At 70.5% G+C, this 22,541-nt stretch carries 23 protein-coding genes; 4 read left to right on the forward strand and 19 right to left on the reverse strand.

Annotated elements, in window-relative coordinates; all coding sequences use genetic code 11:
* The 6 genes from gltB to B3D50_RS02400 all read right to left on the reverse strand — a co-directional run.
* The coding region (gltB, locus tag B3D50_RS02375) for a glutamate synthase large subunit (protein WP_286949247.1) at positions 1 to 4,145 on the reverse strand (4,145 nt) is incomplete at its 3' end.
* Entirely contained in the window at positions 4,142 to 5,575 is a 1,434-nt protein-coding gene (locus B3D50_RS02380) for an NAD(P)-dependent oxidoreductase (protein WP_286949248.1), read from the reverse strand. The genes B3D50_RS02380 and gltB, both read right to left, overlap by 4 nt.
* A 327-nt stretch (positions 5,576 to 5,902) precedes the next feature.
* The gene (locus B3D50_RS02385; RefSeq protein WP_286949249.1) at positions 5,903 to 6,727 is read right to left on the reverse strand and encodes an ankyrin repeat domain-containing protein; all 825 of its coding nucleotides are present in this window, start codon (positions 6,725 to 6,727) and stop codon (positions 5,903 to 5,905) included.
* A gap of 81 nt (positions 6,728 to 6,808) precedes the next feature.
* A complete protein-coding gene (locus B3D50_RS02390) occupies positions 6,809 to 7,714 on the reverse strand; it encodes a hypothetical protein (protein ID WP_286949250.1) in 906 nt (301 codons plus the stop codon).
* Between the two features lie 81 nt (positions 7,715 to 7,795).
* Positions 7,796 to 8,374, reverse strand: coding sequence for a hypothetical protein (locus B3D50_RS02395; RefSeq protein ID WP_286949251.1), 579 nt, complete (start codon positions 8,372 to 8,374; stop codon positions 7,796 to 7,798).
* Positions 8,375 to 8,415: 41 nt separating this feature from the next.
* Positions 8,416 to 9,867: a hypothetical protein gene (locus B3D50_RS02400; RefSeq protein WP_286949252.1), complete on the reverse strand. Its 1,452-nt coding sequence runs from the start codon at positions 9,865 to 9,867 to the stop codon at positions 8,416 to 8,418.
* A 206-nt stretch (positions 9,868 to 10,073) separates the two neighbouring features.
* Between B3D50_RS02400 and B3D50_RS02405 the strand changes: the two genes are divergently transcribed.
* Both B3D50_RS02405 and B3D50_RS02410 read left to right on the forward strand, forming a co-directional pair.
* Entirely contained in the window at positions 10,074 to 11,183 is a 1,110-nt protein-coding gene (locus B3D50_RS02405) for a LysM peptidoglycan-binding domain-containing protein (protein ID WP_286949253.1), read from the forward strand.
* Between the two features lie 4 nt (positions 11,184 to 11,187).
* A complete protein-coding gene (locus B3D50_RS02410) occupies positions 11,188 to 11,706 on the forward strand; it encodes a hypothetical protein (RefSeq protein ID WP_286949254.1) in 519 nt (172 codons plus the stop codon).
* A gap of 75 nt (positions 11,707 to 11,781) precedes the next feature.
* Here the strand turns inward: B3D50_RS02410 and B3D50_RS02415 are convergent, their stop codons facing one another.
* The 7 genes from B3D50_RS02415 to B3D50_RS02445 all read right to left on the reverse strand — a co-directional run bounded on the left by B3D50_RS02415 (position 11,782) and on the right by B3D50_RS02445 (position 17,172).
* Positions 11,782 to 12,600 (reverse strand): DUF1521 domain-containing protein, encoded by an 819-nt coding sequence (locus tag B3D50_RS02415; RefSeq protein ID WP_286949255.1) that lies wholly within the window; start codon positions 12,598 to 12,600, stop codon positions 11,782 to 11,784.
* A gap of 99 nt (positions 12,601 to 12,699) precedes the next feature.
* Positions 12,700 to 13,497, reverse strand: a complete 798-nt coding sequence (gene sctT / locus B3D50_RS02420) for a type III secretion system export apparatus subunit SctT (RefSeq protein WP_046653644.1) — start codon at positions 13,495 to 13,497, stop codon at positions 12,700 to 12,702.
* A complete protein-coding gene (gene sctS / locus B3D50_RS02425; protein WP_003164547.1) occupies positions 13,498 to 13,770 on the reverse strand; it encodes a type III secretion system export apparatus subunit SctS in 273 nt (90 codons plus the stop codon).
* A 10-nt stretch (positions 13,771 to 13,780) separates the two neighbouring features.
* The gene (gene sctR, locus B3D50_RS02430) at positions 13,781 to 14,440 is read right to left on the reverse strand and encodes a type III secretion system export apparatus subunit SctR (protein ID WP_003164548.1); all 660 of its coding nucleotides are present in this window, start codon (positions 14,438 to 14,440) and stop codon (positions 13,781 to 13,783) included.
* A 1-nt stretch (position 14,441) separates the two neighbouring features.
* On the reverse strand, positions 14,442 to 15,413 hold the full coding sequence (locus tag B3D50_RS02435; protein ID WP_286949256.1) for a FliM/FliN family flagellar motor switch protein: 972 nt from the start codon (positions 15,411 to 15,413) through the stop codon (positions 14,442 to 14,444).
* Between the two features lie 2 nt (positions 15,414 to 15,415).
* Positions 15,416 to 16,075, reverse strand: a complete 660-nt coding sequence (locus B3D50_RS02440; RefSeq protein WP_286949257.1) for a response regulator transcription factor — start codon at positions 16,073 to 16,075, stop codon at positions 15,416 to 15,418.
* The gene (locus B3D50_RS02445) at positions 16,072 to 17,172 is read right to left on the reverse strand and encodes a sensor histidine kinase (RefSeq protein ID WP_286949258.1); all 1,101 of its coding nucleotides are present in this window, start codon (positions 17,170 to 17,172) and stop codon (positions 16,072 to 16,074) included. The genes B3D50_RS02440 and B3D50_RS02445 overlap by 4 nt, the downstream gene beginning before the upstream one ends.
* A 110-nt stretch (positions 17,173 to 17,282) precedes the next feature.
* On the opposite strand from B3D50_RS02445, the gene B3D50_RS02450 reads away from it, so the two are divergent.
* On the forward strand, positions 17,283 to 17,525 hold the full coding sequence (locus tag B3D50_RS02450) for a hypothetical protein (RefSeq protein WP_125901643.1): 243 nt from the start codon (positions 17,283 to 17,285) through the stop codon (positions 17,523 to 17,525).
* Positions 17,526 to 17,543: 18 nt separating this feature from the next.
* The gene (locus B3D50_RS02455) at positions 17,544 to 18,206 is read left to right on the forward strand and encodes a hypothetical protein (protein WP_286949259.1); all 663 of its coding nucleotides are present in this window, start codon (positions 17,544 to 17,546) and stop codon (positions 18,204 to 18,206) included.
* A gap of 9 nt (positions 18,207 to 18,215) precedes the next feature.
* Here the strand turns inward: B3D50_RS02455 and B3D50_RS02460 are convergent, their stop codons facing one another.
* Genes B3D50_RS02460 through sctJ form a run of 6 tightly spaced genes read right to left on the reverse strand, consistent with a single transcriptional unit; the run spans position 18,216 to position 22,536 of the window.
* Entirely contained in the window at positions 18,216 to 18,860 is a 645-nt protein-coding gene (locus tag B3D50_RS02460) for a hypothetical protein (protein WP_269300283.1), read from the reverse strand.
* On the reverse strand, positions 18,860 to 19,357 hold the full coding sequence (locus B3D50_RS02465) for a hypothetical protein (protein WP_269300284.1): 498 nt from the start codon (positions 19,355 to 19,357) through the stop codon (positions 18,860 to 18,862). Before B3D50_RS02465 ends, B3D50_RS02460 begins: the two co-directional genes overlap by 1 nt.
* Positions 19,354 to 20,673 carry a FliI/YscN family ATPase gene (locus B3D50_RS02470; RefSeq protein WP_112999254.1) on the reverse strand — a complete coding sequence of 440 codons (1,320 nt, stop codon included), beginning with the start codon at positions 20,671 to 20,673 and terminating at the stop codon, positions 19,354 to 19,356. Before B3D50_RS02470 ends, B3D50_RS02465 begins: the two co-directional genes overlap by 4 nt.
* The gene (locus B3D50_RS02475; protein WP_286949260.1) at positions 20,670 to 21,281 is read right to left on the reverse strand and encodes a FliH/SctL family protein; all 612 of its coding nucleotides are present in this window, start codon (positions 21,279 to 21,281) and stop codon (positions 20,670 to 20,672) included. Before B3D50_RS02475 ends, B3D50_RS02470 begins: the two co-directional genes overlap by 4 nt.
* Positions 21,278 to 21,817 (reverse strand): hypothetical protein, encoded by a 540-nt coding sequence (locus tag B3D50_RS02480; RefSeq protein ID WP_286949261.1) that lies wholly within the window; start codon positions 21,815 to 21,817, stop codon positions 21,278 to 21,280. Before B3D50_RS02480 ends, B3D50_RS02475 begins: the two co-directional genes overlap by 4 nt.
* Positions 21,814 to 22,536 carry a type III secretion system inner membrane ring lipoprotein SctJ gene (gene sctJ / locus B3D50_RS02485; RefSeq protein WP_286949262.1) on the reverse strand — a complete coding sequence of 241 codons (723 nt, stop codon included), beginning with the start codon at positions 22,534 to 22,536 and terminating at the stop codon, positions 21,814 to 21,816. The genes B3D50_RS02480 and sctJ overlap by 4 nt, the downstream gene beginning before the upstream one ends.
* Positions 22,537 to 22,541: the final 5 nt, after the last annotated feature.

A 22,541-nucleotide genomic window follows, 5' to 3' on the forward strand; every position in this document is an offset into this window, starting at 1 on the left:
GAGTTGCGGACGGCGAAGCGTTCGCCCGCCGCGCCCGCCACGAACAGACGGCCCGAGGTGGCGCCATAGAGAGTGGTGTTGCCACAGACCTGCTGGTCGGCGCGCCACTCATGGGGACGGACGTGGATGTCGGCGCCGGACAGACCCTTGCCGACGTAGTCGTTGACCTCGCCGGTGACGTCGAGGATCAGGCCCCTGGCCCCGAAGGCGCCGAAGCTCTGACCGGCGATGCCTTCCAGCTTCAACTTCAGGCGGCCTTGCGGACCCTGTGGGCCGAACTTGCGAACGATGGCCGAGGAGACTCCAGCGCCCGCCGTGCGCTGGGTGTTGTTCAGCGGATAGGACAGTTCCAGCGTCTGGCCGCGCTCAAGGAAGGCGGCGGCGTCCTTCAGCACCAGGGCGTCGATGCTGTCGGGCACCGGGCGGCGGACCTTATCGGCCCAGCGGCCCGGACGGTCGACGTCGACCTTCATCAGCAGCGGATTGAGGTCCAGGTCGTCCAGGTGCGAACCGCCGCGCCGCGTCTGACGCAGCAGGTCGGTGCGGCCGACGATCTCATCAATGGTGCGGGCGCCGATGGAGGCCAGGATTTCGCGGACCTCCTCGGCGATGAAGGTGAAGAGGTTGACCACCTTCTCCGGCGTGCCGGTGAACTTGGCGCGCAGGCGCTCGTCCTGCGAGCAGACGCCGACCGGGCAGGTGTTGGAATGGCACTGACGCACCATCAGACAGCCCATGGCGATCAGGCCTGAGGTGCCGATGCCGTATTCCTCGGCCCCCAGCAGCGCGGCCAGAACCACGTCGCGGCCGGTGCGGATGCCGCCGTCGGCGCGCAGGGACACCGAGGAGCGCAGGTGGTTCAGGCTGAGCACCTGATGGGCTTCGGCCAGACCGATCTCCCACGGCATGCCGGCGTGCTTGACCGAGGTCTGCGGCGAGGCGCCTGTGCCGCCGTTGTGGCCGGCGATCAGGATGGCGTCGGCCTTGGCCTTGGCCACCCCGGACGCAATGGCGCCGATGCCGGTTGCCGACACCAGTTTGACCGTGACCTTGGCGTCGGGATTGATCGCCTTCAGGTCGTAGATCAGCTGAGCCAGATCCTCGATCGAATAGATGTCGTGGTGCGGCGGCGGGCTGATCAGGGTCGTGCCGGGCACGGCGTGGCGCATCCGGCCGATGAACTCGGTGACCTTGAAACCCGGCAGTTGGCCGCCCTCGCCGGGCTTGGCGCCCTGGGCCACCTTGATCTCGATCTCGCGGCACTGGTTCAGGTATTCGGCGGTGACGCCGAAGCGGCCCGAGGCCACCTGTTTGACCGCCGAGTTGGCGTTGTCGCCATTTGGACGCGGGACGTAGCGCGCCGGATCCTCGCCGCCCTCGCCGGAGACGGCGCGCGCCCCCATCCGGTTCATGGCGATGTTCAGGGTCTCATGCGCTTCAGGCGACAGGGCGCCCAGGGACATGGCCTGCGACAGGAAGCGGCGGCGGATGTCCGAGACGCTCTCGACCTCGTGCAGCTGGACCGGGGTCAGGCCGTCCTTGAAGTCCAGCAGGTCGCGTAAGGAAAGGTCCGGCTGTTCGCGAACAGCCTCGGAATACTGCTTGAAGCGCTTGTAGTCGCCGCGGTTCACCGCGTCCTGCAAGAGGTGGATGGTCTTCGCGTCATGGGCGTGGGCCTCGCCGCCCGCACGGATACGGAAGAAGCCGCCCATGGACGGCGACGGGACCGCCGCGCCGAAGGCTGCGGCGTGACGCTTCAACGCCGCCTGCTCCAGACCGGCCAGACCGATGCCGGAGATACGCGACGGGGCGCCGGGGAAGAACTCGGCGGCCAGGGCGCGGGACAGGCCCAGAACCTCGAACTCGCAGCCGCCGCGATAGGCCGAGATGATGCTGATGCCCTTGCGCGCCAGCACCTTGAGCAGACCGGCCTCTATGCCGTGCTTGTAGTTCAGGCAGGCGTCGTGGAGCGTTAGGCCCGGATAGGCGCCGCGATCCAGACGCTCCTGGAACAGCTCCTGCGCCAGCCACGGGTTGACGGCGGTGGCGCCCACCCCGACCAGAACGGCGAAGGCGTGGGGGTCCAAGGTCTCGGCCGAACGCACCACCAGCGAGCAATAGGTGCGCAGGCCAGCTTCGATCAGGCGGCCGTGTGTCCCGGCGACAGCCAGGATCATGGGCGCGGCCAGACGCTCGGCCGAGGCGTGCTCGTCGGTCAGGACGATCAGGGTGGCGCCTTCGCGGGCGGCGGCCTCGGCCTCGTCGCGGATGCGGTCCAAGGCCTGACGCAGGCCCGCGCCAGGGCGGTCATCTTCGGCGGGCAGCGGATAGGTGCAGTCGATCACCGTGGTAGAGCCGTCGGCGACGACGCCCAGCAGGCGCTGGTACATGCCGGTGGTCAGGACCGGGCTGTCCAGCACGAAGACCTCGGTCTGGGCCTCGTCCTGGGCCAGGATGTTGCCCAGGTTCTTGAAGCGGGTCTTCAGGCTCATGGCCCCTGCTTCGCGCAGGGGGTCGATGGGCGGGTTGGTGACCTGGCTGAAGTTCTGGCGGAAGTAATGCGCCAGCGGGCGGGGCAGGCTGGACAGGACGGCGGGCGGGGCGTCGTCGCCCATGGAACCGACCGCCTCCTTGCCGTCGCGGACCAGGGCGTCCAGCAGCAGGTCCAGATCCTCGCGGCTGAAACCGGCGGCGATCTGGCGGCGGATCAGGGCCTCGCCGACGGCGGCGCGCGGCTCGGGTCCGGGGCCGATAATGGGCTCCAGATCGACCATGTTCTCCAGCCACTGCTCATAGGGCTGGGCGGCGGCCAGGGCGTCGACGGCCTCATGCTCGTCATAGAGGCGGCCGTGCTTCAGATCGACGGCGATCAGCTTGCCGGGGCCGATGTGCAGGCGGCGCTTGATACGGCCCTCGGGCAGGGGGACCAGACCGGCTTCGGAGCCCGCCAGCAGCAGGCCGTCCACGGTCTCGACGGCGCGGAGGGGGCGCAGGCCGTTGCGGTCTTTGCCCGCCACGACCCAGCGACCGTCGACGGCGCACAAGGCGGCGGGGCCGTCCCACGGCTCCATCACGGCGTTGCAGTAGGCGTAGAGGGCGCGGTGCTCGGGCTTCATCACCACGTCGTCCGAGGACCAGGCCTCGGGGACCAGCAGGGCCTTGGCCAGGGGGGCGGGCCGCCCGGCGCGGACCAGAACCTCGAAGACATTGTCCAGGGCCGCCGAGTCCGAACCGCCCGGCTGGACCACCGGCTTGACCTCATGGTCGCGGTCGCCGAAGGCCGAGGCCGCCATGCGGATCTCGTGGGCGCGCATCCAGTTCAGATTGCCCTGAAGCGTGTTGATCTCGCCGTTGTGGGCCAGCATGCGGAAGGGCTGGGCCAGCTTCCACTCGGGGAAGGTGTTGGTCGAGTAGCGCTGGTGGAAGACGGCGTAGCCGGCCTCGACCGTGGGGTCGTTCAGGTCGTGATACAACTGACCCAGCAGTTCGGCGCGGATCATGCCCTTATAGACGATGGAGCGGGCTGACAGGGAGCACAGGTAGAAGCCGTTCAGGCCGCTCGCCTGCACCGCCTTTTCAATGCGGCGGCGACACAGGAAGAGCTCGCGCTCCAGTTCCTCGATCTCCATGCCTTCCGGCGCGGCCAGCATGATCTGCTCGATTTCCGGCCGGGTGGCGTCGGCGCGGACGCCCACCACCGACAGGTCCAGAGGCGTTTGGCGCCAGCCGTAGATGTAGAAACCCGAGCGGATGGCCTCGGCCTCGACGATGGCGCGGGCGTGGTCCTGGGCGCCCAGATCGGTGCGTGGCAGGAAGACCTGACCCACGGCGATGGGGCCCGGGCGCAGGGTCTGGCCGACGGCGCGCACCTGGGCCGCGAAGAAGGCCTGGGGCAGTTCGATCATGACGCCGGCGCCGTCGCCGGACAGGCCGTCGGCGTCGACCGCGCCGCGGTGGGCCACGGCCTTCAGCGACCTGATGGCCATGTCGACGATCTCGCGCCGGGGCTTGCCGTCGATGGCGCAGACCAGACCCACGCCGCAGGCGTCGCGTTCCGACGCCGGGTCATAGGCGCCGCCCTCGATCAGGCGGGCGCGGTTCTCTTCGTACTGGGCCAGCCAGTTCTGTTGCGATGCGTCGGTCATGCCGCGGCTTCCTCGGTACGCGCGCGCAGGTAGCGGTCGATTTCAGCCGCGGCGTCCTGGCCGTCGCGCACGGCCCAGACGACCAGGGAGGCGCCGCGCACGGCGTCTCCGGCGGCGAACACGCCGGGCAGGGTGGTGGCGAAACCGCCGCGCGCCACCTGCAGGGTGTTCCATTTGGTCAGGCCGAGCCCCGCGTCGAGCTGCTCGGCGAAGGCCTCGGGCTCAAAGCCCAGGGCCTCGATCACCAGATCGGCGGGCAGGTCGAAGTCCGAGCCGGGCACCGGGGCGATGTCGCGGCGCCCGCCTGCGGAGGCTTCGGTCAAGGCCATGCGGTGGGCGCGGACGGCGACGACGGCCTCGCCCTTGGACATCAGGGCCTTGGGCGCGCCCAGCCATTCGAAGCGGACGCCTTCCTCCTCGGCGTTCTGCACCTCGCGGGCCGAGCCCGGCATGTTTTCGCGGTCGCGGCGATAGAGGCAGACGACGCTGGCGGCCCCCTGGCGGATGGCGGTGCGGACGCAGTCCATCGCCGTGTCGCCGCCGCCGACGACGACGACGTCGCGACCGGCGGCGTGGGGCGCGGACGTATCGGCGGCGTCGCCGCAGTCGACGCGGTTCTGGGCGATTAGGAAGTCGAGCGCCGCGACGGTGTCGTTCGGACCACGACCGGGCACGCTCAGGGTGCGGGCCTGATAGACGCCCATGGCCAGCAGGACGGCGTCGTGGCGCGACCGCAGCTCGTCCATCGTCACGTCGACGCCGACATTGGTGTTCAGCACGAACTGAACCCCGCCCTCGATCAGGCGGTCGATGCGGCGCTGGACGATGCGCTTCTCCAGCTTGAAGCCGGGGATGCCGTAGGTCAGCAGGCCGCCGGCGCGGTCGTGGCGGTCATAGACCGTGACCTGATAGCCTTCGCTGCGCAGGCGGTCGGCGGCGGCCAGACCGGCCGGGCCGGAGCCGACGACGGCGACGCTCTGGTCGCGTTCGGCCAGGGGACGGATGGGCTCGACCCAGCCGTTGTCGAAGGCCGTATCCGCGATCCAGGCCTCGACCGAGCCGATGGTGACGCCGTCCCAACCGGATTGTTGCAGGGTGCAGGCGCCCTCGCACAGGCGGTCTTGCGGACAGATGCGGCCGCAGATTTCCGGCATGGTCGAGGTGGAGGCGGCGACGCGCCAGGCCTCGCGCAGGTCGCCGTCGGCGGACAGGGCCAGCCAGTCGGGGATGTTGTTCTGCAGCGGGCAGGCGTTCTGGCAGAAGGGCACGCCGCAGTCGGTGCAGCGTGACGCCTGGGCCGTCCCGCTGGCGGAGGTCGGTTTGAGCGTGATCTCGGTGAAGGCGCGTATGCGCAGCTCAGCGGGCTGTTTCTCCAGCCGACGCTGCTCGATCAGAAAACCGCCAGGGTTGGATCGTCCGCCTTTTTGCATGTGCGTATTAAGCGGGCTACTGGCTCGCGGTGCAAAATAATTCTTCTTATTAGCTCTCGAAAAATATGAATTTGAAATATTATTGTCAGATAATTTGCGTTACAGCGCACAAATGACCTGTTTTTTGGTGTGCACTGCAACCTTCGTCAGGCGCGTGTCGCGTCGGGCGGCGTGGGCGGCGAGCGAAGGGGCGTGATTGTGAGCGCCGCCTGATCAGTGCGCGTTGTCATCAGTGCCAATGCGCCAGAAGCTGGAGGGGGATTCGGCTCAGCATGATTGACCTGGGGGTATTGATTTTCGGGCTGAGCGGACCGCGAGGGCGGCTTACTACTGCGGCCACAACTCTCGCATCCGCCGCACCAGTTCGGGCGAGGGCGGGCGGCCGCCCTGGGCGTCGGCGGGAGGCCAGCGGCCGGCCAGGACTTCGGCGCGCACGACCTGGGCCGAGGGCGGGGGGAAGCGCCAGCCGGCGGCGGTCATGCGGGCTTTGACGCGCGTTTCCGCCTGAGCCTCGGCGGGCTCGGCAGGGCGGACTGGAGCGTTCAGAGCGGCGGCGATGGTGTCGCCGTTAACGCCGACCGTCCAGGGATCGGCGCCGCGTTCCAGCAGAAGTTCGGCGATGCGGTAGTTGCGCATGGCGACGGCGGTTTCCAGCGGCGTGCCGCCGGTGCGGTCGGCCCGGTTCACGTCGGCCCCGTGATCCAGCAACAGACGCACCGCGCCGAGCGAGTTCAAGGCGATGGCCTCGTCCAGCGGCCAGAAGGCGTCAGGCGCGACCGGGTCAGGAGAAGCGCCTGCCTGAAGCAGGGCCTGGGCGTGCCAGGGCTCGCGGGCGCGCAGGGCCAGGCTGAGCGGGGTTTCGCCGTTCGGGCCGTCGGGCGGGGCGCCCTTTTCCAGCAGCAGGCTGACCATGGCCCGGTTGTCGCGCGCGACGGCCAGGGTCAAAAGATCCAGATTCCGGCCGTCGCCGATGCGGGCTAGGGCGGGATCGGCGTCCAGCAGGCGGCGGGCCTTGGCCAGGTCGCCGTCGCGGACCGCCTCGACCATGTCGCGGGTGGAATGGCCGTCCCGGCCCAACGCGGCCACGCTGGCCGGGGAGGGCAGGACGGTGCCGACGACGAAACCGTCGGCGCGGGCGTCGCAACCGCTCATCAGAACTCCAGCGAGAAGGATTGGCGTGAAGAGGCGCATCTTGGCGTTGAACGGCCTGCGGGTCGAGGCCGTTCCGCCTCCCTATCGCATGGCGTCCAGGCTGGACTGGAACCATTCGACGCCGTGCAGGGCGCCGGGCGTCCAGTTCCACCAGGACTTGTCCTCGGGCGGGGTGGGGGATACGGCGATGCGGTCGCCTACGGCCCCAGGCGCGTCGCCCGCCCATCCGCCGACCACGCCGCCGAGCGGGCCGAGCAGAGCCGTCCCCAGACCGCCGAGGATAATGCGGTCGCCGCCGTCCTGCAGCAGGCTGAGCGGGTCGCCCTTGAGGTAGAAGGCGTCGATGTCGGGCGTCGGGCGCCCGCCCGCCTGGGCGGCCTCGATCGTCGAGGCGTGCAGGCCGGAGGCGTTGAAGGTGTCCGCGTCGTGGCCCGACGCCAGGGACGCGGCCGAGGCCATGCCGCCGCCCAGCGAATGGCCGGTCAGGGTGACGTCCGCCTCGACGGCGGCCAGTCGCTGGCCGATGCGCAGGGCCTTGTCATAGTGCTCTGAGAACAGGCCGAGCGCCTGCTGGCCGTTGTTGACCCAGTCCTCGCCCGCCTGGGAGCCGCGGAAGGCGACGACGTAGCGGGTCTGGCCGCCCTCGTCGCTGACATAGACGCGAGCGCGGAACTCGGAATCGGCGCGCTCCAGCAGGTCGGGCGTCAGGCGCAGCCGGTCCAGGTCGTCCGGTCCCGCCACGCGCCAGCCGTCGGGCGGCGAGGGGGTGTCGTTGTAGACATCGGCCGACAGCGCCAGATGCGTGCGCGCGGCGTCCAGATCGACGACATTGTCCGAACGGGCGGGGGCGGCGACGGCCTGGGTCTGCACCGGCATGGCGGGCGGCGGCGCCCAGTCCAGGGCCACGCGCGGATCATCGTCGAAGCGCGCCGCCGCGGGCGCCGTCTGAGGTTGGAACGATGTCGCGCCGATCCGGTCGATCTGCATGGTCGCCTCCCGATCCTATGCAGTCACCCTATCGCTGCTCGCCGAACCGCGCTGCTAGGGTCTTCCCTAGACTGTGGGGCCTTAGCGCACCGCGCCTGCGTGCAGAGCCTGGTCGAAGGCGGTGCGGGCGGGGCGAGGCAAGGCGTCGATCCGTGCTGACAGCCATTCGGAGACGTCCTGGCCGGGAGCGGGCGGGGCGACGCCTGCGCCTTGAGCGAAGTCGGGCAGGGCCTTGGGGTTTTGCGACAGCGCGGCGGCGATTCCGCCTGTGAAGAAGCCTGCGTCCTCGGCGCGAGGGCGCCAGACGCCGCCGTCCTTTTGTTCGGAGGCGGACAGGGCGGGGACATCGGCTGTCAGCGCCGCCCATTGCCGCCCCAGACGCTCGCCTTCGCCGTTCTCCAGCATGGCGGCGGCGTAGGCCTGCAAGGCGCGGCGACCGCCCAGACCGCTTTGAAGCTGGTTCGCTACGCCTGCAGGGTCGGCGTCCACGGCGGCGGCGAGTGCGGACAGGGATGTCGCATCAATCCGGGCGGCGGCCGCGATGAAGCTCTCGGCTGTGACGACGGCCGCGGGCGTGGTTTTGGGCGTCTCGGGGGAGGAGTCGCAGGCGGTCAGCATGGTCAGGGTCGCCAGGATCGGGAGCCAATGGGGGGCAGGCAAGGCCGCGTCCTTTCCGTCCGGGCGCGGCCAGACTCTGAGGATCAGTTCAGCGGAATCCGCGTCACGGACTCCCAACCCTCGTTGTAGCTGACTTCGGCCGGGCCGTCATAGGGGCGGCGGCCGTCCGCGCCGGTCGGGGTGGTCAGAGCCACGATGCTCTCGAACAGGTCCGCCTGGCCGCTCTGATACTGGCTCAGGGCCGTGTCGAAGACCTGGTCGCTCAGCCAGCCGGTCGCATCGCTGACGCCCGGTCCGGGCAGTTTGCCGGTGGCGAAGCCGAAGATGGTCTTCAGAGTCTCGACGTTCTCGGCCGCGCCCTTGTTCACGCCCTCGAAGGCTTCATGCAGGGCGCCGGAGAAGTAGCCCATGCGCTCGGCGGCCGGATAGAAGACGCCGCCGTCCTGCTGCGTCGGGGCGGTGAAGCGTTGCAGCATGTCGCCCTTCAGATCATTGCCGCGCGCCAGCTGGTCGACCAGGCCGCGGATGGTGTCGGCGCCGCCGTCCTGACCCAGGGTCTCCTGCAGGAAGGCGGTCATGCCCTTGCCGGCCTGATAGTCCTGCTCCAGCGCCTCGACCACGCCGTTGACGTCGGATTTCAGCAGGCCCTCCATGCCGGCGCGGATTTCGTCGGCGGCGTCGCCGGTCCCGACCGAAGGCGTCAGCACGTCGTTGGCGCTCGAGACGCTGGCCATCTGGCGTCCCGCCAGTTCGAACACACGCGCCTTCAGCTCGGCGTCGGGGCTGGTGGCGGCGGCGTCGACGGCGGCGGCCAGCGGTCCGGCGTCATAGCTGTAGGTCGGCGCGCCGCCCTGCATGTTCGTGTACATGGTCTGCTGGGTTCCGGCCTCGAAGACGGCCGACAGCTGGGTGTCGCTCAACGAGGCATAAGCGGTGCTGAGCGCAGAGGCGTTGCCGCCCAGGCTGCCCAGCACATGTGCGACGGCCAGGCCCTCGGCGTCGCCCATGTCGGAGATCATCACGCCGCCCATGCCGTCGGCCTGGGTCGTCTGGGGCGCCAGGGCGGCGATGAAGCCGGTCTTTACGTCGGACGTCGCGTGGGCGGCGACACCCTGCGCCAGCTCGATCTTCTGCTCGCGGTTGTCATAGGCGTTGTAGACGCGCTCCAGCTGGGTCGCGTCCAGCGAGCCGCCTAGCGTCGTGTGCAGGTCACGGCGCTCGTCCACGTTCAGCCCGCCGCCCATGCCGAGGAAGCCGGAGTTGTCGAGTTCGTCCGTCCACTTGTTCAACTCGTCATTGGACAGTTCGGAGACGACGGCGTTGCGCTCCTGCGCCGTCAGGCCGTTCAGCGTGGCGTTGATGTCCCGAAGGTCGCCCTGGGAGACGTCGTTGAAGAAGCCTTCGTCCAGGCGGTCGCGGATCGTGTCCAGCGCCTGATCGACCCGGCTGGTCGAAGGCGACCCCGCGGCGGGGCCGCTGACGGGCGAGGCCAGGACGCGGGTTTCGACGGACGACGAAAGGGGCATGACGGTCATGACCGGCTCCTGCACGATACGGGCGAATACTGGAGCGAGCCTATGGCCGGGGCGAAGGCGGCATAAGCTGGGGGCGTCCTTAGCTAGGGACATCCCCTACGTCCGGCGGGCCGCGAACGGCGCCGCTAGGGAAAGCCCCAGATTTCAGACGCGCGAGGAGAAAGCAGAATGGTCTGACGGATCACCGCGTCTTTTGGAGCCGACCCATGTCTCTCGCTGCTTCCTCCGCCACCAGCCTGTCCTCCGCCGCCGGGGCGCGCGACGCCGCGCCCGCCCACACGGTCCGGGCGGGCGAGACCCTGTCCGGGATCGCCGAACGCTATGGCGTCAGCGTGGGCGATCTGCTGGCGGCGAACCGCCAGATCACCAATCCGAACATGATCCATCCTGGCCAGACCGTGACGCTGCCGGTCGGCGCGGGGGAGGGGCGAGACGCGACGTCGGCCGAGGCGACGGTCTTTCATACGGTGCGCGGCGGCGACACCTTGTCGGGCATCGCCCAGCAATACGGGATGAGCTGGCGCGAGCTGGCGGCGGACAACGGCATCGCCAATCCGTCGCTGATTCAGGTCGGCCAGCAGATCCGTCTGAACGGTGCGGCGCCCGAGACGGCGACGCCGGTCCATTCGACGCCCGTTTCCGAACCCGCCGCCGAAGCGACGCCCGCGACGGCGCAGGAAGGCGTCAATCCGAACCTGGGCGCCCTGTCGGCGCGCTATGAGACCGGCGGGCGCGGGCCCGGCACCGTGTCGTCCGGTTCGGGCGATCCGGGCGGCGTGTCCTACGGCTCCTACCAGCTGGCGGTGAACCGCAACCGGCCGCAGGAGTTCCTAGCCGCCGACGGGGCGCGCTGGGCCGATGAGTTCGGCGGGGCGGCGGCGGGCACGCGCGCCTTCTCCGACACCTGGCGCGCCATCGCCGCGCGCGAGCCGGAAGCCTTCCAGGCGGCGCAGCACGCCTTCATCGAACGCACCCACTATGACGTGCAGTCCGCCCGGATCGAGAATGCGGGCCTGGACATCTCCAACCGCTCGCACGCGCTTCAGGACGTGGTGTGGTCGACCTCGGTCCATCACGGTCCGAACACGGCGGTCGTCACCCGCGCCATGGCGGCGGTCGAGCGCCAAGGGATCGACGCTTCCAGTCCCGACTATGATCGCGCGCTGATCAACGCCGTCTATGACGAGCGCGGCCGTCGCGACGGCAACGGCGAACTGGCCTACTTCTCCAGCTCGCGCGCCGATGTGCAGGCGGGGGTCGCTCAGCGGTTCGAGGACGAGCGCCGCGACGCCCTGAACATGCTGGACGGCCGCTGACCGCATGACGGAATCCAGCGCCGTCTCCGGCGCGAACGGCGCCTCGGCGGTTTCCGCCGGGGCGTCGTTTGCTGAGGGCCGCGCATTGGCCGTCGGCGCCGCCGTTCAGGTCATGGCCGAACTGGCCGGCGCGGTCCTGCCCGATCCGGCGGACAGTCTGGATCGCGGCGTGGCCCTGTCTCAGGTCTGGGCCGAGCAGGGCCAGCAGGGGGGGGCGGCGGTCGGCGGCGACATGCGCGTGCTGGCCGCTCAGACCGGCCAGGCGGTCGCGGCGCGGCTGAGCGCCGTCTCTCCGATCGAGACGGGCCGCATCGACCGCGCCCTGACCGATTTCGTGCGCGCAGTTCAGGATCACGCCCGCGCGACGCCGCACCTGACCGCGCCCGCCGTGGTCGAGCCCATGCTGCGGGCCCTGGCGGCGGGCCTGGCGCGCGAGGAAGGCCCCGCCGCCGCCCGCGACAGCGCCGTCGAGCAGTTCGCCCACATGGTGGACGCTGCGACCGACGCCCTGAACCGACGCTGAGCTCAAAGCTGTTCTGGCGAAGAAAAACCCCGCGGACCGAAGGCCGCGGGGTTCCGCGCTGAACCGCAGGTAAGTTCAGCGCGTCGGCGTTGGGCCGAGGGCGACGCGCGGGCTGCCGGGCTCGCTGGTTTCAGAGGCGCCGCCCAGGGCTTCGGCCAATCCGCTCAACACGCCGGTCAGCAGCCAGGCGCCCAGGACGCCGCGCAGGGCGTCGCTGAAGGCCTGAAGCGCCTCGGGCAGGCCGGCGTTGCCGATCTTGGTCAGGTTGAAGTCTTCCTGGCTGACGGCGTCGCCGGTGATGCCGCTGGTCCAGCCCGATCCGGCGGCGTCGTCCTCGCGGATGGTCAGGCCGTCGCGATAGGCGGCGTCGATGGCGTAGCCGTTGTTGCTCATGCTGATGTTCAGGTCGCCCAGCTGGTTCTGGCTGACGCCGTCGATGATCATGGCCTGGTCGCCGCGCGTGATGACCAGCTGGCTGGTGACGGTGGCGTTGGGATTGTTGCCGAAGGGCTCTGTGTTGACGGTGATCTTGGTCCCGTTCTCGAGCTCCAGGCTCATGGTGTCCCAGAAGTCGCCGATGTGCTGGCCGTTGTAGTTGAAGTGCGGATCGCCCCAGATCTGGGTGACGTTGCCGTCGGCGTCGCGCACCACGAACTCGGAGTTGGCCTCGTTGATCTCCAGCGTATAGCCGTCGCCCAGGTCCACCGTGGCCTTGCCGTCCTGCGGCATGGAGGCCGAGAAGGCGGGGGCGGCGGGCTGGAAGGCGCCGTTGAGCATCACGCCCAACTGGAAGCCCATCTGGGCGAAGTTGGCCGCCGTGGCCATACGGTCGGCCACCGCGCCGAGCGCGAGCGTCCCGACGGCGGTGGAGAAGGCGGTGTTGATGTTGGTCATCGCGTGCGGCCCCAAGTTGATCGTGCTGATCGACATCGGACCACGCGGGGGCGGGGCTTCACAGTCGGGACGGTCCCCATCAGGGACGACCCTAGCTTCCTAGCTTGAGCGTCGTCCCATCGCCTTCAACACCTCCAGAACCGTGTCGTGGCGGCCCATGATCTCGTTCAGCAGGGTCTGCACCAGGCCGGTCATCATGATCAGGATGATCAGGGTCGCGAGCCACGCCTTGATCGACAGCGACAGGGAGAAGACGTTCAGCTGCGGCGCATAGCGGTTGACCAGGCCCAGGGCGCCGTCGGTGACGAACAGCACCACCAGAACCGGCGAGGCGAACAGCACGGCCAGGGTCATCAGCCGTGTGAACTCGCCCTCGAACAGGCTGAGGCTGCTCATGGTCAGCACCGGCGTCAGGCTGCCGATGGGCCAGATGACGAAACTGTCCAGTATGGTGCCGACCAGCAGCAGCAGGCCGCCCGAGAACATGAAGACGAAGTTGGCCAGCCGCCCCAGGAACTCGCCGTTCAGCGACGTCTGATGCCCGCTGAGCGGGTCCACCACCTGGGCCATGGTGGCGCCGACCTTGGTGTCGATGATCTGGCCGGCGGCCTCGAACGCCCACAGCATGGTGGCGAAGAAGAAGCCGATGACCACTCCGACCAGAGCCTCCTTGCCGAACAGCAGGATCCACTGAACCGTCGGCAGGGTCATCTGGGCCACCTGCGGCTGCATGGTCAGCACCGCCAGGCCGAACACCAGGAAGATGGAGTTGCGAACCATCGCCGGAACCGTCTGCGGCGACAGCAACGGCATCAGCAGGAAGGTCGTCGCCACCCGCGTGGTCGACACCGCCACCAGGATGGCGTTGTCGAACAGACTGTCCAGACCTTCGAACACCTAGCGGCGCACCAGGGCCGGAAACTCGGTGAAGATGCGGTCGCTGAACTGATACAGCGATCCGCCGATCAGCGCCGCCGTAGCGAACAGGGTCAGCACGATGGCGAAGAACTTGGCCGTATACTGCAGGGTCTGTTCCTGAAGCTGCGTCGCCGACTGGATCACCGCCACGATCAGGCCGACGATGGAGGCGGCGATGATCGGCGGGGCCGACAGGAACAGGACGAGCCAGAGCGCCTGATTGACGAGCTCGATGGCCTGGGCGTTCATCATGGGCGTTCTCCTAGACGTAACTGAGCACAAGGCCGTGGGACAACTTCACCCACCCGTCGATCAGCACGAACAGCAACAGTTTGAACGGCAGGGAGACGGTGGTCGGCGACAGCATCATCATCCCCATCGCCAGCAATATGTTGGACACCACCAGGTCTATGATCAGGAAGGGCAGGAAGATCAGGAAGCCGATCTGGAAGGCCGTCGCCAGCTCCGACACGGTGAAAGCGGGCACGACGACCAGGAAGTCGCGCGCAGTGATCTCGGCGCGTTTTTCAGGGGTGGAGATGCGCTGGGCGGTGCGCAGGAAGAAGGCGCGCTCGCGCTCGGACGAGTGCTTGATCAGGAAGTCGCGCAGCGGCTCCTTGGCGCTGTCGGCATAGGCGAACAATTGCTGGGTGTCGCTGAGGGCGGCGGTGGGCGGCATGTGGTTGGTGGCCTCGGCCATGCGCTGGCCGACCGGGAACATGACGTAGAGCGTCAGGATCAGCGCCATGCCGTTCAGCACGATGTTCGGCGGCACCTGCTGCAGGCCCAGGGCGTTGCGCAGCAGGGACAGCACCACCACGATCTTGGTGAAGGACGTCACCATCACCGCCACGAAGGGCGCGAGCGCCAGCAGGATGACGGTGACGAGCGCCGATCCCGGCGAGAACTGGGACAGGTCCATGTCAGACGGCCTCCTTCGGGTCGGCGACGGCGTCGATCAGCACGGCGTAGGCCTCGCCCAGGGACACCAGGCGGCCGCGCGCGAAGGCCTGGCCGGCGCTGCGCAGGGTGACGCGCATCTCGGCGTCCAGCCCGTTCAGGGGCAGGACGGCGCCGGGGCGCAGTTCGGTCAGCGTCTTCAGCGGTACGACGGTCTCGCCCAGATCGACGATCAAGGCGATCGGCGTGTCGGCCCCCGGCGTCAGTCCATGCTCGTCTTTGGCAGGCGGGGCGGCGGCCTCGGTCATGCGGCTTTCCTTGCGTTGATGGGTGAAGTTTCGGGACGCTGGGGCGAACAGGCCGACGACCGTCCCGCCGGGAATCGACAGGCGTGCGGACCAGGCTCTCTCCAGAGCGGGGATTAGCAACAGGTCGCCCGCGCGCAGGCTCGACAGATCAGCCGGAGACAGTCGCGGCCCTTCGACCAGCAGTCGGGCGGGCAGGGGCAGGTTCAGTCCCGACGTTGCGTCTCCGGTGCGGCGCAGGCGCAGGGCTAACGCGGGCGGCACGGACAGGCGCGCCTCATGCAACGTGCGCTCGCCGTCGCCGAGGCGGACCTCGACGTGCGCCGCATCGAACGTGTCGGAACGCACGCCGACAGGCGTCAGCGCCTCGGCGCCTGCGTCTTCCAGCGCCGCCAGCAGCGGCTCCAGCGTCGAGACGGCGGCCAGCAAGGCGGCGTGGTCGCCATTCTCGAAGGCCGCGCCGTCGATCGTCAGGGGCGCGACACGGACGGGGCCGTGCGGCGTGGTGAAGACGACCTGTTCGCCAACGAAGGCCTCGTCCTGATCAGGGATCAGGACGCTGACGCGCAGTCCGTCCAGAACCAGACCGTCCAGGGCGGCGACGACGGCCGCGCGTGCGCGTGCGGTCGGCTCGTCCAGCCGGGGCGGGCGCGCGGGCGCGAGCGAGGAGGGCAGGGCGTCCAGGGCCACGCTCACGCCTCCTCGACTTGGCCGGACACCGCCATGCGGACCAGATGGGTCAGGGTCGGCGCCTCCATCTTGGTCATGATGCGGGCGCGGTGCAGTTCGACCGTCTTGGGGCTGATGCCCAGGTCATAGGCGATGACCTTGTTGTAGGAACCGGCCACGACCAGATCCATGACTTCGCGCTCGCGCGCGGTCAGGCGAGACAACCTTTCCTGATAGGCGAGGGATAGCGGAGAAGCGGTTGTTTCGTCTTCTGTTTCTGATGGCGTCGTGCGGAAGGCCAGGGCGATGGCCTCTTCCAGCGCCTTCTCCTGAAAGGGCTTCTCCAGGAAGGTGACGGCGCCGCGCCGCATGGCCTCGACCGCCAGGGGCACGTCGCCGTGGCCGGTCATGAAGATCACCGGCTGATCCAGCCCGCGCTCGCGCGCCGCCTCCATCAGCTCCAGCCCCGACATCCCCGGCATTCGCACGTCCAGCAGGAAGCAGGCGGGTTCGGCCGGGCGCTCGGTCATGGCCTCCAGAAAGGCGGCGGGCTCTTCCCAGCACTCGACCTCATAGCCCAGGCTTTCCAGCCACCAGGCGGCGGACTGGCGGAACTCGGCGTGGTCGTCGACCAGGCAGATGCGGCCGGACGGCCCGTCGGCCGGTGTTGCGACGGCGCTCATGAGCGGGCCTCCTCGGTCGAGATTTCGGCCGCGGCCAGCGGCAGGGCGATGTGAAAGACGCTGCCGCCCGCCTCGCCGGGCGTGAACCACAGGCGGCCGCGGTGCAGTTCGATGATCGAGCGGCAGATGCCCAGGCCGACGCCCATGCCGCCGCTGCGGGTGCTGAAGAAGGGCGAGAAGACGCGGGCGGACGCCTCTTCCGGCACGCCCGGCCCGGTGTCGGTCAGGGTCAGCTCGATTTGGCGCGCGTCCAGGCTGTGACGCGCCTCTATGGTCAGTTCGCGCCGGGGCAGGTCGACGCCGCGCATGGCGTCCAGGGCGTTGCGCGCCAGATTGACCAGCACCTGCTGGATCATGACCGGGTCGCCCAGGACGGCGGGCAGGTCCGGCGGCGTGGCGGCGCGCGCCGTCACCCGGTCGCGGGTGATCTCCCAGTCCAGCAGGTCCAGGGTGTTGCGGGCCAGGCGGGCCAGGTCCAGCCGCTGCACCTGGGGCTGGCGCTGATCGACGAAGGTGCGGACGCGCTGGATCACGCCCGAGGCGTAGAGGGCCTGTTCGGTCGCGCGGTCCAGGGCCTCGGCGCCGGTCTCAAGCGTCAGGGCGCCGCGCTGCAGCCGCGCCTTCAGCCCGCGCAGGATGTTGGCGATGGAGCCGATCGGCTGGTTCAGCTCATGGGCGATCATCGTGGCCATCTCGCCGACCGACAGCACGCGCGAGGTGGTCAGCAGCTCCTCGCGGTCGGCCAGGTGGCGTTGTTGGGCCTCCTGACGCTCGGCGGCGTCGGACAGCTCCAGGAAGACCAGGCCGTCGGACAGGGCCAGGCGCGCGTCATGCACCCGGCGGCCGCCCGGCTGGACGATCAGGGCGTCCGAGGCGCCCTCGCGCCGCGCGGCCGCGATCGCCTCGGTCAGGCCGGGCAGGCGACATTCGACGGCCGTCAGGGCCTCGCCCTCGCGCCATTCGGGGAAGGCGGCGGCGAAGGCGGGGGAGCGCCACGTCAGGCCGCGCGCATCAAAGGCGGCGGCGCAGATGTTCAGCGCCGACAGGGCGGCGTCGGTCCATTGCGGCGCGTCGAGCGGGCGAAGGGCGGCGGTCATCGGCGCGCCTCCGGGGCGCGGGCGGCTAGGGAAGTCCCGCATGGCGAGGGCGCGCCGATGCGCCTAGATTGGCGGCCTAGCGTGGACCCTTCCACGTCGAGGAGACCGCCATGACCACGATCCGCACCGACAATGCGCCCCTGTCCGGCGTCTGGTCGCGCGATCTGTCGGCCTCGACGCCGCTGGGCGCCGAGGCGCGGGCTCACGGTCGAGGCGGCCAGGCCTTCGGCGATTTCACCGCCTTCGCGGGCGACGATGTGCGCGTGCGGGTGTCGGATCGGCTGGATATGGACGCGGCCGCCCGCGCCATCGCCGATCATCTGACCGAAACCCGCGACAACGGCTTCGGCTGACGTTATGCCTCGGTCATCGTGACCGATCTCGTTCTTAAGGCTGAACCCGACTGGGCCGCCGCGGCTCAGGCTCTGATCGACGGGCTGCATGGCCAGTCGACGCCCGATGCGCGCGTCACCGTGCTGCAGCGCGTCTGCGACGGTCTGGGCGAGGCGCTCTATCCCGGCTTCGTCAAGCTGCTGGCCGCCGTAGCGCGCTTCGGCGACGAGGAGGCGCGGAGGCTGGCCGCCGACGCCCTGGCCCGCGCCCTGACAACCGATCGCCTGCCCGCCACGCGCCTGCCGGCTTGGGGCGCAGCGGCCTTTTCGAGTCTGTCCGGCCCCGGCGGGGGGCTGATGACCAACGCCCGCAGCGTGGGACCGCTGGAGTTCCTGTGCGTCTGGCTGACCCGCGACGTGGTGGGTCAGCCGCTGGAGGACGAGGGGTTTGAGCGCGCGGCCGCCCTGGTGCTGACCCTGATCCAGACCTCGCCCGAGGCGGCGCGCCTCTATGCCGGAAAGCTGGCGGCGGACGCTGACAGCCCGACCGAGGGGCTGCACAATCGCCAGAGCCGCCGCCTGGTGCGGCTGACCGCCGAGGGGCTGGCGGCGGGCCGCGCTCCGGCCGAGACGGCGCGCGCCGTGCTGGACGCCGCCCGTGCCGATCGCGACCAGGGCCGCTGGGATTTCACGCCGCGCTGAGATCATGGCTCACCGCACCCCGTCCGGCGGGCGATGCTCGCTGTCGGGATCTGCGGGGGCGACGCGCACCTCGGACACGGCCACGCCGCGCGCCTCCAGCCGACGACGCATCAGTTCCAACGCGCGTTCCAGCTCGGGCGTGGGCCGCTGGTGGGCGGCCAATTGCAGCGTCAGGCCGCCGTCGGCCAGCCGCATCACCCCGAACCCGGCCAGGGCGAGGGTCCGGTCGGTGAACTGCACCTGCATGCCCTTGGCGGCGTCGGCCTGGGCCGCCAGCCAGGCCTTCTCCATCATCGACACCATGGCTTCGACGTCGCCGGTGAACCCCGCCGCCGCGGCGGGGCCGCCCTGGACGGCGTTCAGGCCGGTCGCGCCTGCGACGTTCAACTGTCCCTCGGCCTTGTCCGCCTTGTCGTCGGCCTTGGTCTCTTCGCGCCGCGCGTCGTCGGGGCGGTCGCGGACGGGTTCGGCGTCGTCGTCACGGCGGGCGAAGCGCGGCTGGCGCTCGCCGGATTCGAGCGCATGGCGGCGCGCGGCGGCCTGATCCAGGGCGGCCTCGAAGGCGCCGCCGCTCCAGGCCGAGGGGGCGGGGCCGGCGGATCGCGCGGAAGGCGCGGGCCGGGCGAGGGCGGAGTTGTTCACGGCGTCGGCCATCAGGCGCGGCCTCCCATAAGCAGTTGCAGGCGCGGGCGGCCCCGTTCCTCGAAATCGAGCTGTTCCTGATCCTCGCGACGCCCGGCGCGCTGGGCCACGGCGCGGCGTAGTTGGCCGTCGACGGCGTCGTGCCGAGCCGTGGCGCGCATCAGGGCCCGCAGAGCCTGATCCCGTTCGGTCTGGGCGGCGTCGACCGCCCGCTGATCCTCAAGGCGCGCCTCTGTCTCAGCCTCGCGACGATCGACGATCAGGCCGCGTCGCGACAGGGCGCCTTCGATCAGGCGCGCGTCGCCGCCCGCGCCCGAGGCGAACCATTCGTCCAGGGTCTCGATGTGGCGGCCCAGGGCGGCGATGGATTCCTCGCGCGCCTGCAACGCCGCTTGCGCCCGCGCCAGGGCGTCCTGGGCGACGGCGACCAGTCGGCGCGCGGCCTCGACCCTTTGCGCCCGCAGCCGAGCCAGGCGCCGCAGCAGGGTGATGCGGTCGCGCCCGCTCATGACGCCGCCTCGGCCAGCTGGGCCAGGGCCGCTTCGGCCGCGACGCCTTCATGCGCGCCCTGCTGCAACAGGGCGCGAAGGGCGGGCATCCGCTGCACGGCTTCGTCGGCCAGGGGATCGCCGCCGGGCTTGTACTCGCCGATCTGCAGCAGGAACTCGATCTCGGCGTATTTGGCCAGCCAGGCGCGCACCTTGCCCGCCGCCGCCTGATGCTCGGGCGAGGTCACGCGCGGGAAGACGCGGCTCAGGCTCGTTAGCGGGTCGATGGCCGGATAGTGGTTCGCCTGCGCCAGCTTGCGCGACAGATAGACGTGGCCGTCGAGGATGGAGCGGACCTCCTCGCCGATGGGGTCGCCGCCTTCCTCGTCCTCGATCAGTACGGTGTAGAAGGCGGTGATGGAGCCGCCCTCGATCGCGCCCGCCCGTTCGAACAGCCGGGGCAGTTCGGCGAAGACCGACGGCGGGAAGCCGCGCCGCACGGCCGGTTCGCCGACCGACAGGCCGATCTCGCGCAGCGCGCGGGCGAAGCGGGTGACGGAGTCCATCTGCAGCATGACGCGCAGGCCCTGGGCGCGGAAGCCCTCGGCGATGGCGGTGGCGGCGTGGGCGGCGCGGACGCGCTCCATCGCCGGGCGGTCGGAGGTGGCGACCACCACGACCGAGCGGGCCAGACCTTCCGGCCCCAGGCTGTCGTCGAGAAACTCGCGCACCTCGCGCCCGCGCTCGCCGATCAGGGCGATGACGTTGACGTCGGCGGCGCAGTGGCGGGCGAACATCCCCATCAGGGTCGACTTGCCGCCTCCGGCCATGGCGAAGACGCCGACCCTCTGGCCCACGCCGACGCTCAACAGCGTATCGACCGCGCGCACGCCGGTCGGGAACAGGGCGCTGATCGGCGGCCGGGCCAGAGGATTGGGCGCGTCGGCATAGACGTCGCGCAGGGCGACCGGCCCCGCGATGGGGCCCAGGCCGTCCAGCGGGCGGCCGAAGGCGTCGATGACCCGGCCCAGCAGGCCGGGGCCGCTGGGGACTTCGGTCCGGTCGTCGGCGGCGATGACCTCGGCTTCGGGACCGAGGCCGTTCAGGCTGGTCAGGGGCGTCAGTATGGCTGCGCCGTCGCTCAGGCCCACGACCTCAGCCTTGACCACGGGGCCGCCGGCGGGGTCGCGGATCTCGACCTGCTGGCCGATGCGGGCGTTCAGCCCGGTGGCGCGGACCGTGGTGCCGAAGGCCTGAACGACCCGCCCGCGTCGGTCTAGGGTGCGGGCGCGGCGCAGGGCGTCGTGCAGGCGCAGTTCGACGGCGTCGTGGCTCATGCGGCGCGCCCCCGCTCAAAGGCGCGCTCCAGGGCGGCGAGCTGGACTTCAAGTCCGGCGTGGCTGCGTCCGGCGGCGGTTTCGATGACGCAGTCGCCGGGGGCCAGGGCGTCGTCAGGGCGCACCTCGATCGCCGCGCCGATGGGCCACAGGCGGGTCGAGACGGCGCCGGCGCCGTCGGGCGCGACGTGAACCACGACCGGCGCCTCGGGCAGGACGTCCTTCACCGCCCGCTCGGCCAGGGCCGCCAGCACGGCCTCGGGCGCCAGTTCGGCGGTGATGCGGCGCACCACATCCAGCGCCAGACGGCCGGCGGTTTCGCGCAGGCGCTCGCGTTCGGCCTCCATCTCGCGGTGCAGGCGGGCGGCGCGTTCGGCCACGTCGCGCGCGGCGGCGGTCAGCCCGGCCTCATAGCCGGCGGCGTAGCCGTCGGCGCGACCCGCCTCGCCCTCGGCGGCGCGATGGGCTTCGACTTCGGCCAGCCGCGCCCGGGCCTGGGCCAGAAGGTCGACGGCCGTTTCGACGACGGCGCGTTCCTCGCGGCGAATGACGGGGCGGTCGGTCAGCAGGGCCGCGTCGGGCGCGGCGGCGATCAGGTGAAAGCTCATGCGGCGGCGATCCCGCAGATTGGCAGGGCCAGGCGGCGCGCGGCCTGGGCCTGGTCGGCGTCGAGGCGGAGCAGGGGCGGGGCCATGCCGTGGGCCAGCCGCCGGGCCGTCTCGCCTGACAGACCGGCCAGAAGGGCGGCGGCGCCCAGACCTTCCAGCGCCTCGGCGTCCAGCGCGCCGACCGGCGGCGTCTCCGGTCGCTGGGCGGAGGGCAGGGCCAGGACAGCGTCGAGCGCGCCCTCGCCGATGCTGCGCCCGACGACGCCGAGCATCCGTCCGTCGATGCTGGCCGCCAGCCGCTCGGCCAGCAGCACGGCGCCGCAGGTCGCGGCCAGGCGGCGGCGCTCGTTCAGGGGCAGGGCCGACCATGCGGGCGCCTTCAGGATGGCGGCGTAGTCCATCGGCGCGCGCGGCGGCGTCAGTCGGCGGGCCAGGATGCGGGCGCGCGGGGAGCGCGCGGCGTCATCCGCGCCGTCCAGGGCGCGGGCCCGGCGCCACAGGGCGGCGCGTTCGGTCCTGGCGGCGCCCGGCGTCAAGCCTCGCCTCGCTTGGCGTCGGCCTTGGCGCGCGGCTTGGGTCGCCGATAGAGGCCGTAGATGCCCAGCCCCGCCGCGCCCAGGATCAGCACGCCCAGCGGCAGACTGAGCTGGGTGACGGCCGGCGCCTGCGGTTGGGTCAGGACTTCGGACGCCGGGAAGGCGACGACCGTGACCTTGTCGTAGGGCAGGCCCTCGATCGAGTTGACCACCAGGGCCTTGATCGAGCCGGTCTGGGCCGAGATGTCGTAGTCGGGCCGATGCTTGATGAAGACCGAGGCGGAGGAGGGCGGCTTCTCCTGAGCCAAAGGATCGCTTTCCGGCACGGCGATGTGGACGCGGGCCTGCACCACTCCGTCGATGGAGGAGATGGTCTGGCCCAGCTCCTGTTGCAGCGCGTACATCATGCGCATCCGCTGCTCCATCGGCGAGGAGACGAAGCCCTCCTTCTGGAAGACCTCGCCCATGCTGGCGAAGTTCTGGCGCGGATAGCCCCGGTCGTGCAGCAGGGCCACCGCGCGGGAGAAATCGCCGCGATCCGCCTTCAGCACCCAGTTGTCGCCGTCGCGGGTCTTGGAGGCGTCCAGCCCTTGAGCCTTGAGCACGGCGACCATCTCATTGGCGTCGCGTTCCGTCAGGCCGCCGTAAAGCTCCTGCTGGCCGCAGGCGGCGAGCAGGAGGGCTGCGCCCGTGAGGGCGGCGAGCGATCGGATTCGCATGACCG

Origin of the sequence: Brevundimonas sp. UBA7507, assembly GCF_002478355.1 — a bacterium.
Lineage (GTDB): Bacteria > Pseudomonadota > Alphaproteobacteria > Caulobacterales > Caulobacteraceae > Brevundimonas > Brevundimonas diminuta_D.

Coding starts and splice junctions, on each gene's coding strand:
- B3D50_RS02380 (WP_286949248.1), bottom strand. CDS start 5,575: ATGCAAAAAGGCGGACGATCCAACCCTGGCGGTTTTCTGATCGAGCAG.
- B3D50_RS02385 (WP_286949249.1), bottom strand. CDS start 6,727: ATGAGCGGTTGCGACGCCCGCGCCGACGGTTTCGTCGTCGGCACCGTC.
- B3D50_RS02390 (WP_286949250.1), bottom strand. CDS start 7,714: ATGCAGATCGACCGGATCGGCGCGACATCGTTCCAACCTCAGACGGCG.
- B3D50_RS02400 (WP_286949252.1), bottom strand. CDS start 9,867: ATGACCGTCATGCCCCTTTCGTCGTCCGTCGAAACCCGCGTCCTGGCC.
- B3D50_RS02405 (WP_286949253.1), top strand. CDS start 10,074: ATGTCTCTCGCTGCTTCCTCCGCCACCAGCCTGTCCTCCGCCGCCGGG.
- B3D50_RS02410 (WP_286949254.1), top strand. CDS start 11,188: ATGACGGAATCCAGCGCCGTCTCCGGCGCGAACGGCGCCTCGGCGGTT.
- B3D50_RS02415 (WP_286949255.1), bottom strand. CDS start 12,600: ATGACCAACATCAACACCGCCTTCTCCACCGCCGTCGGGACGCTCGCG.
- sctS (WP_003164547.1), bottom strand. CDS start 13,770: ATGATGAACGCCCAGGCCATCGAGCTCGTCAATCAGGCGCTCTGGCTC.
- sctR (WP_003164548.1), bottom strand. CDS start 14,440: ATGGACCTGTCCCAGTTCTCGCCGGGATCGGCGCTCGTCACCGTCATC.
- B3D50_RS02440 (WP_286949257.1), bottom strand. CDS start 16,075: ATGAGCGCCGTCGCAACACCGGCCGACGGGCCGTCCGGCCGCATCTGC.
- B3D50_RS02445 (WP_286949258.1), bottom strand. CDS start 17,172: ATGACCGCCGCCCTTCGCCCGCTCGACGCGCCGCAATGGACCGACGCC.
- B3D50_RS02450 (WP_125901643.1), top strand. CDS start 17,283: ATGACCACGATCCGCACCGACAATGCGCCCCTGTCCGGCGTCTGGTCG.
- B3D50_RS02460 (WP_269300283.1), bottom strand. CDS start 18,860: ATGGCCGACGCCGTGAACAACTCCGCCCTCGCCCGGCCCGCGCCTTCC.
- B3D50_RS02465 (WP_269300284.1), bottom strand. CDS start 19,357: ATGAGCGGGCGCGACCGCATCACCCTGCTGCGGCGCCTGGCTCGGCTG.
- B3D50_RS02470 (WP_112999254.1), bottom strand. CDS start 20,673: ATGAGCCACGACGCCGTCGAACTGCGCCTGCACGACGCCCTGCGCCGC.
- B3D50_RS02475 (WP_286949260.1), bottom strand. CDS start 21,281: ATGAGCTTTCACCTGATCGCCGCCGCGCCCGACGCGGCCCTGCTGACC.
- sctJ (WP_286949262.1), bottom strand. CDS start 22,536: ATGCGAATCCGATCGCTCGCCGCCCTCACGGGCGCAGCCCTCCTGCTC.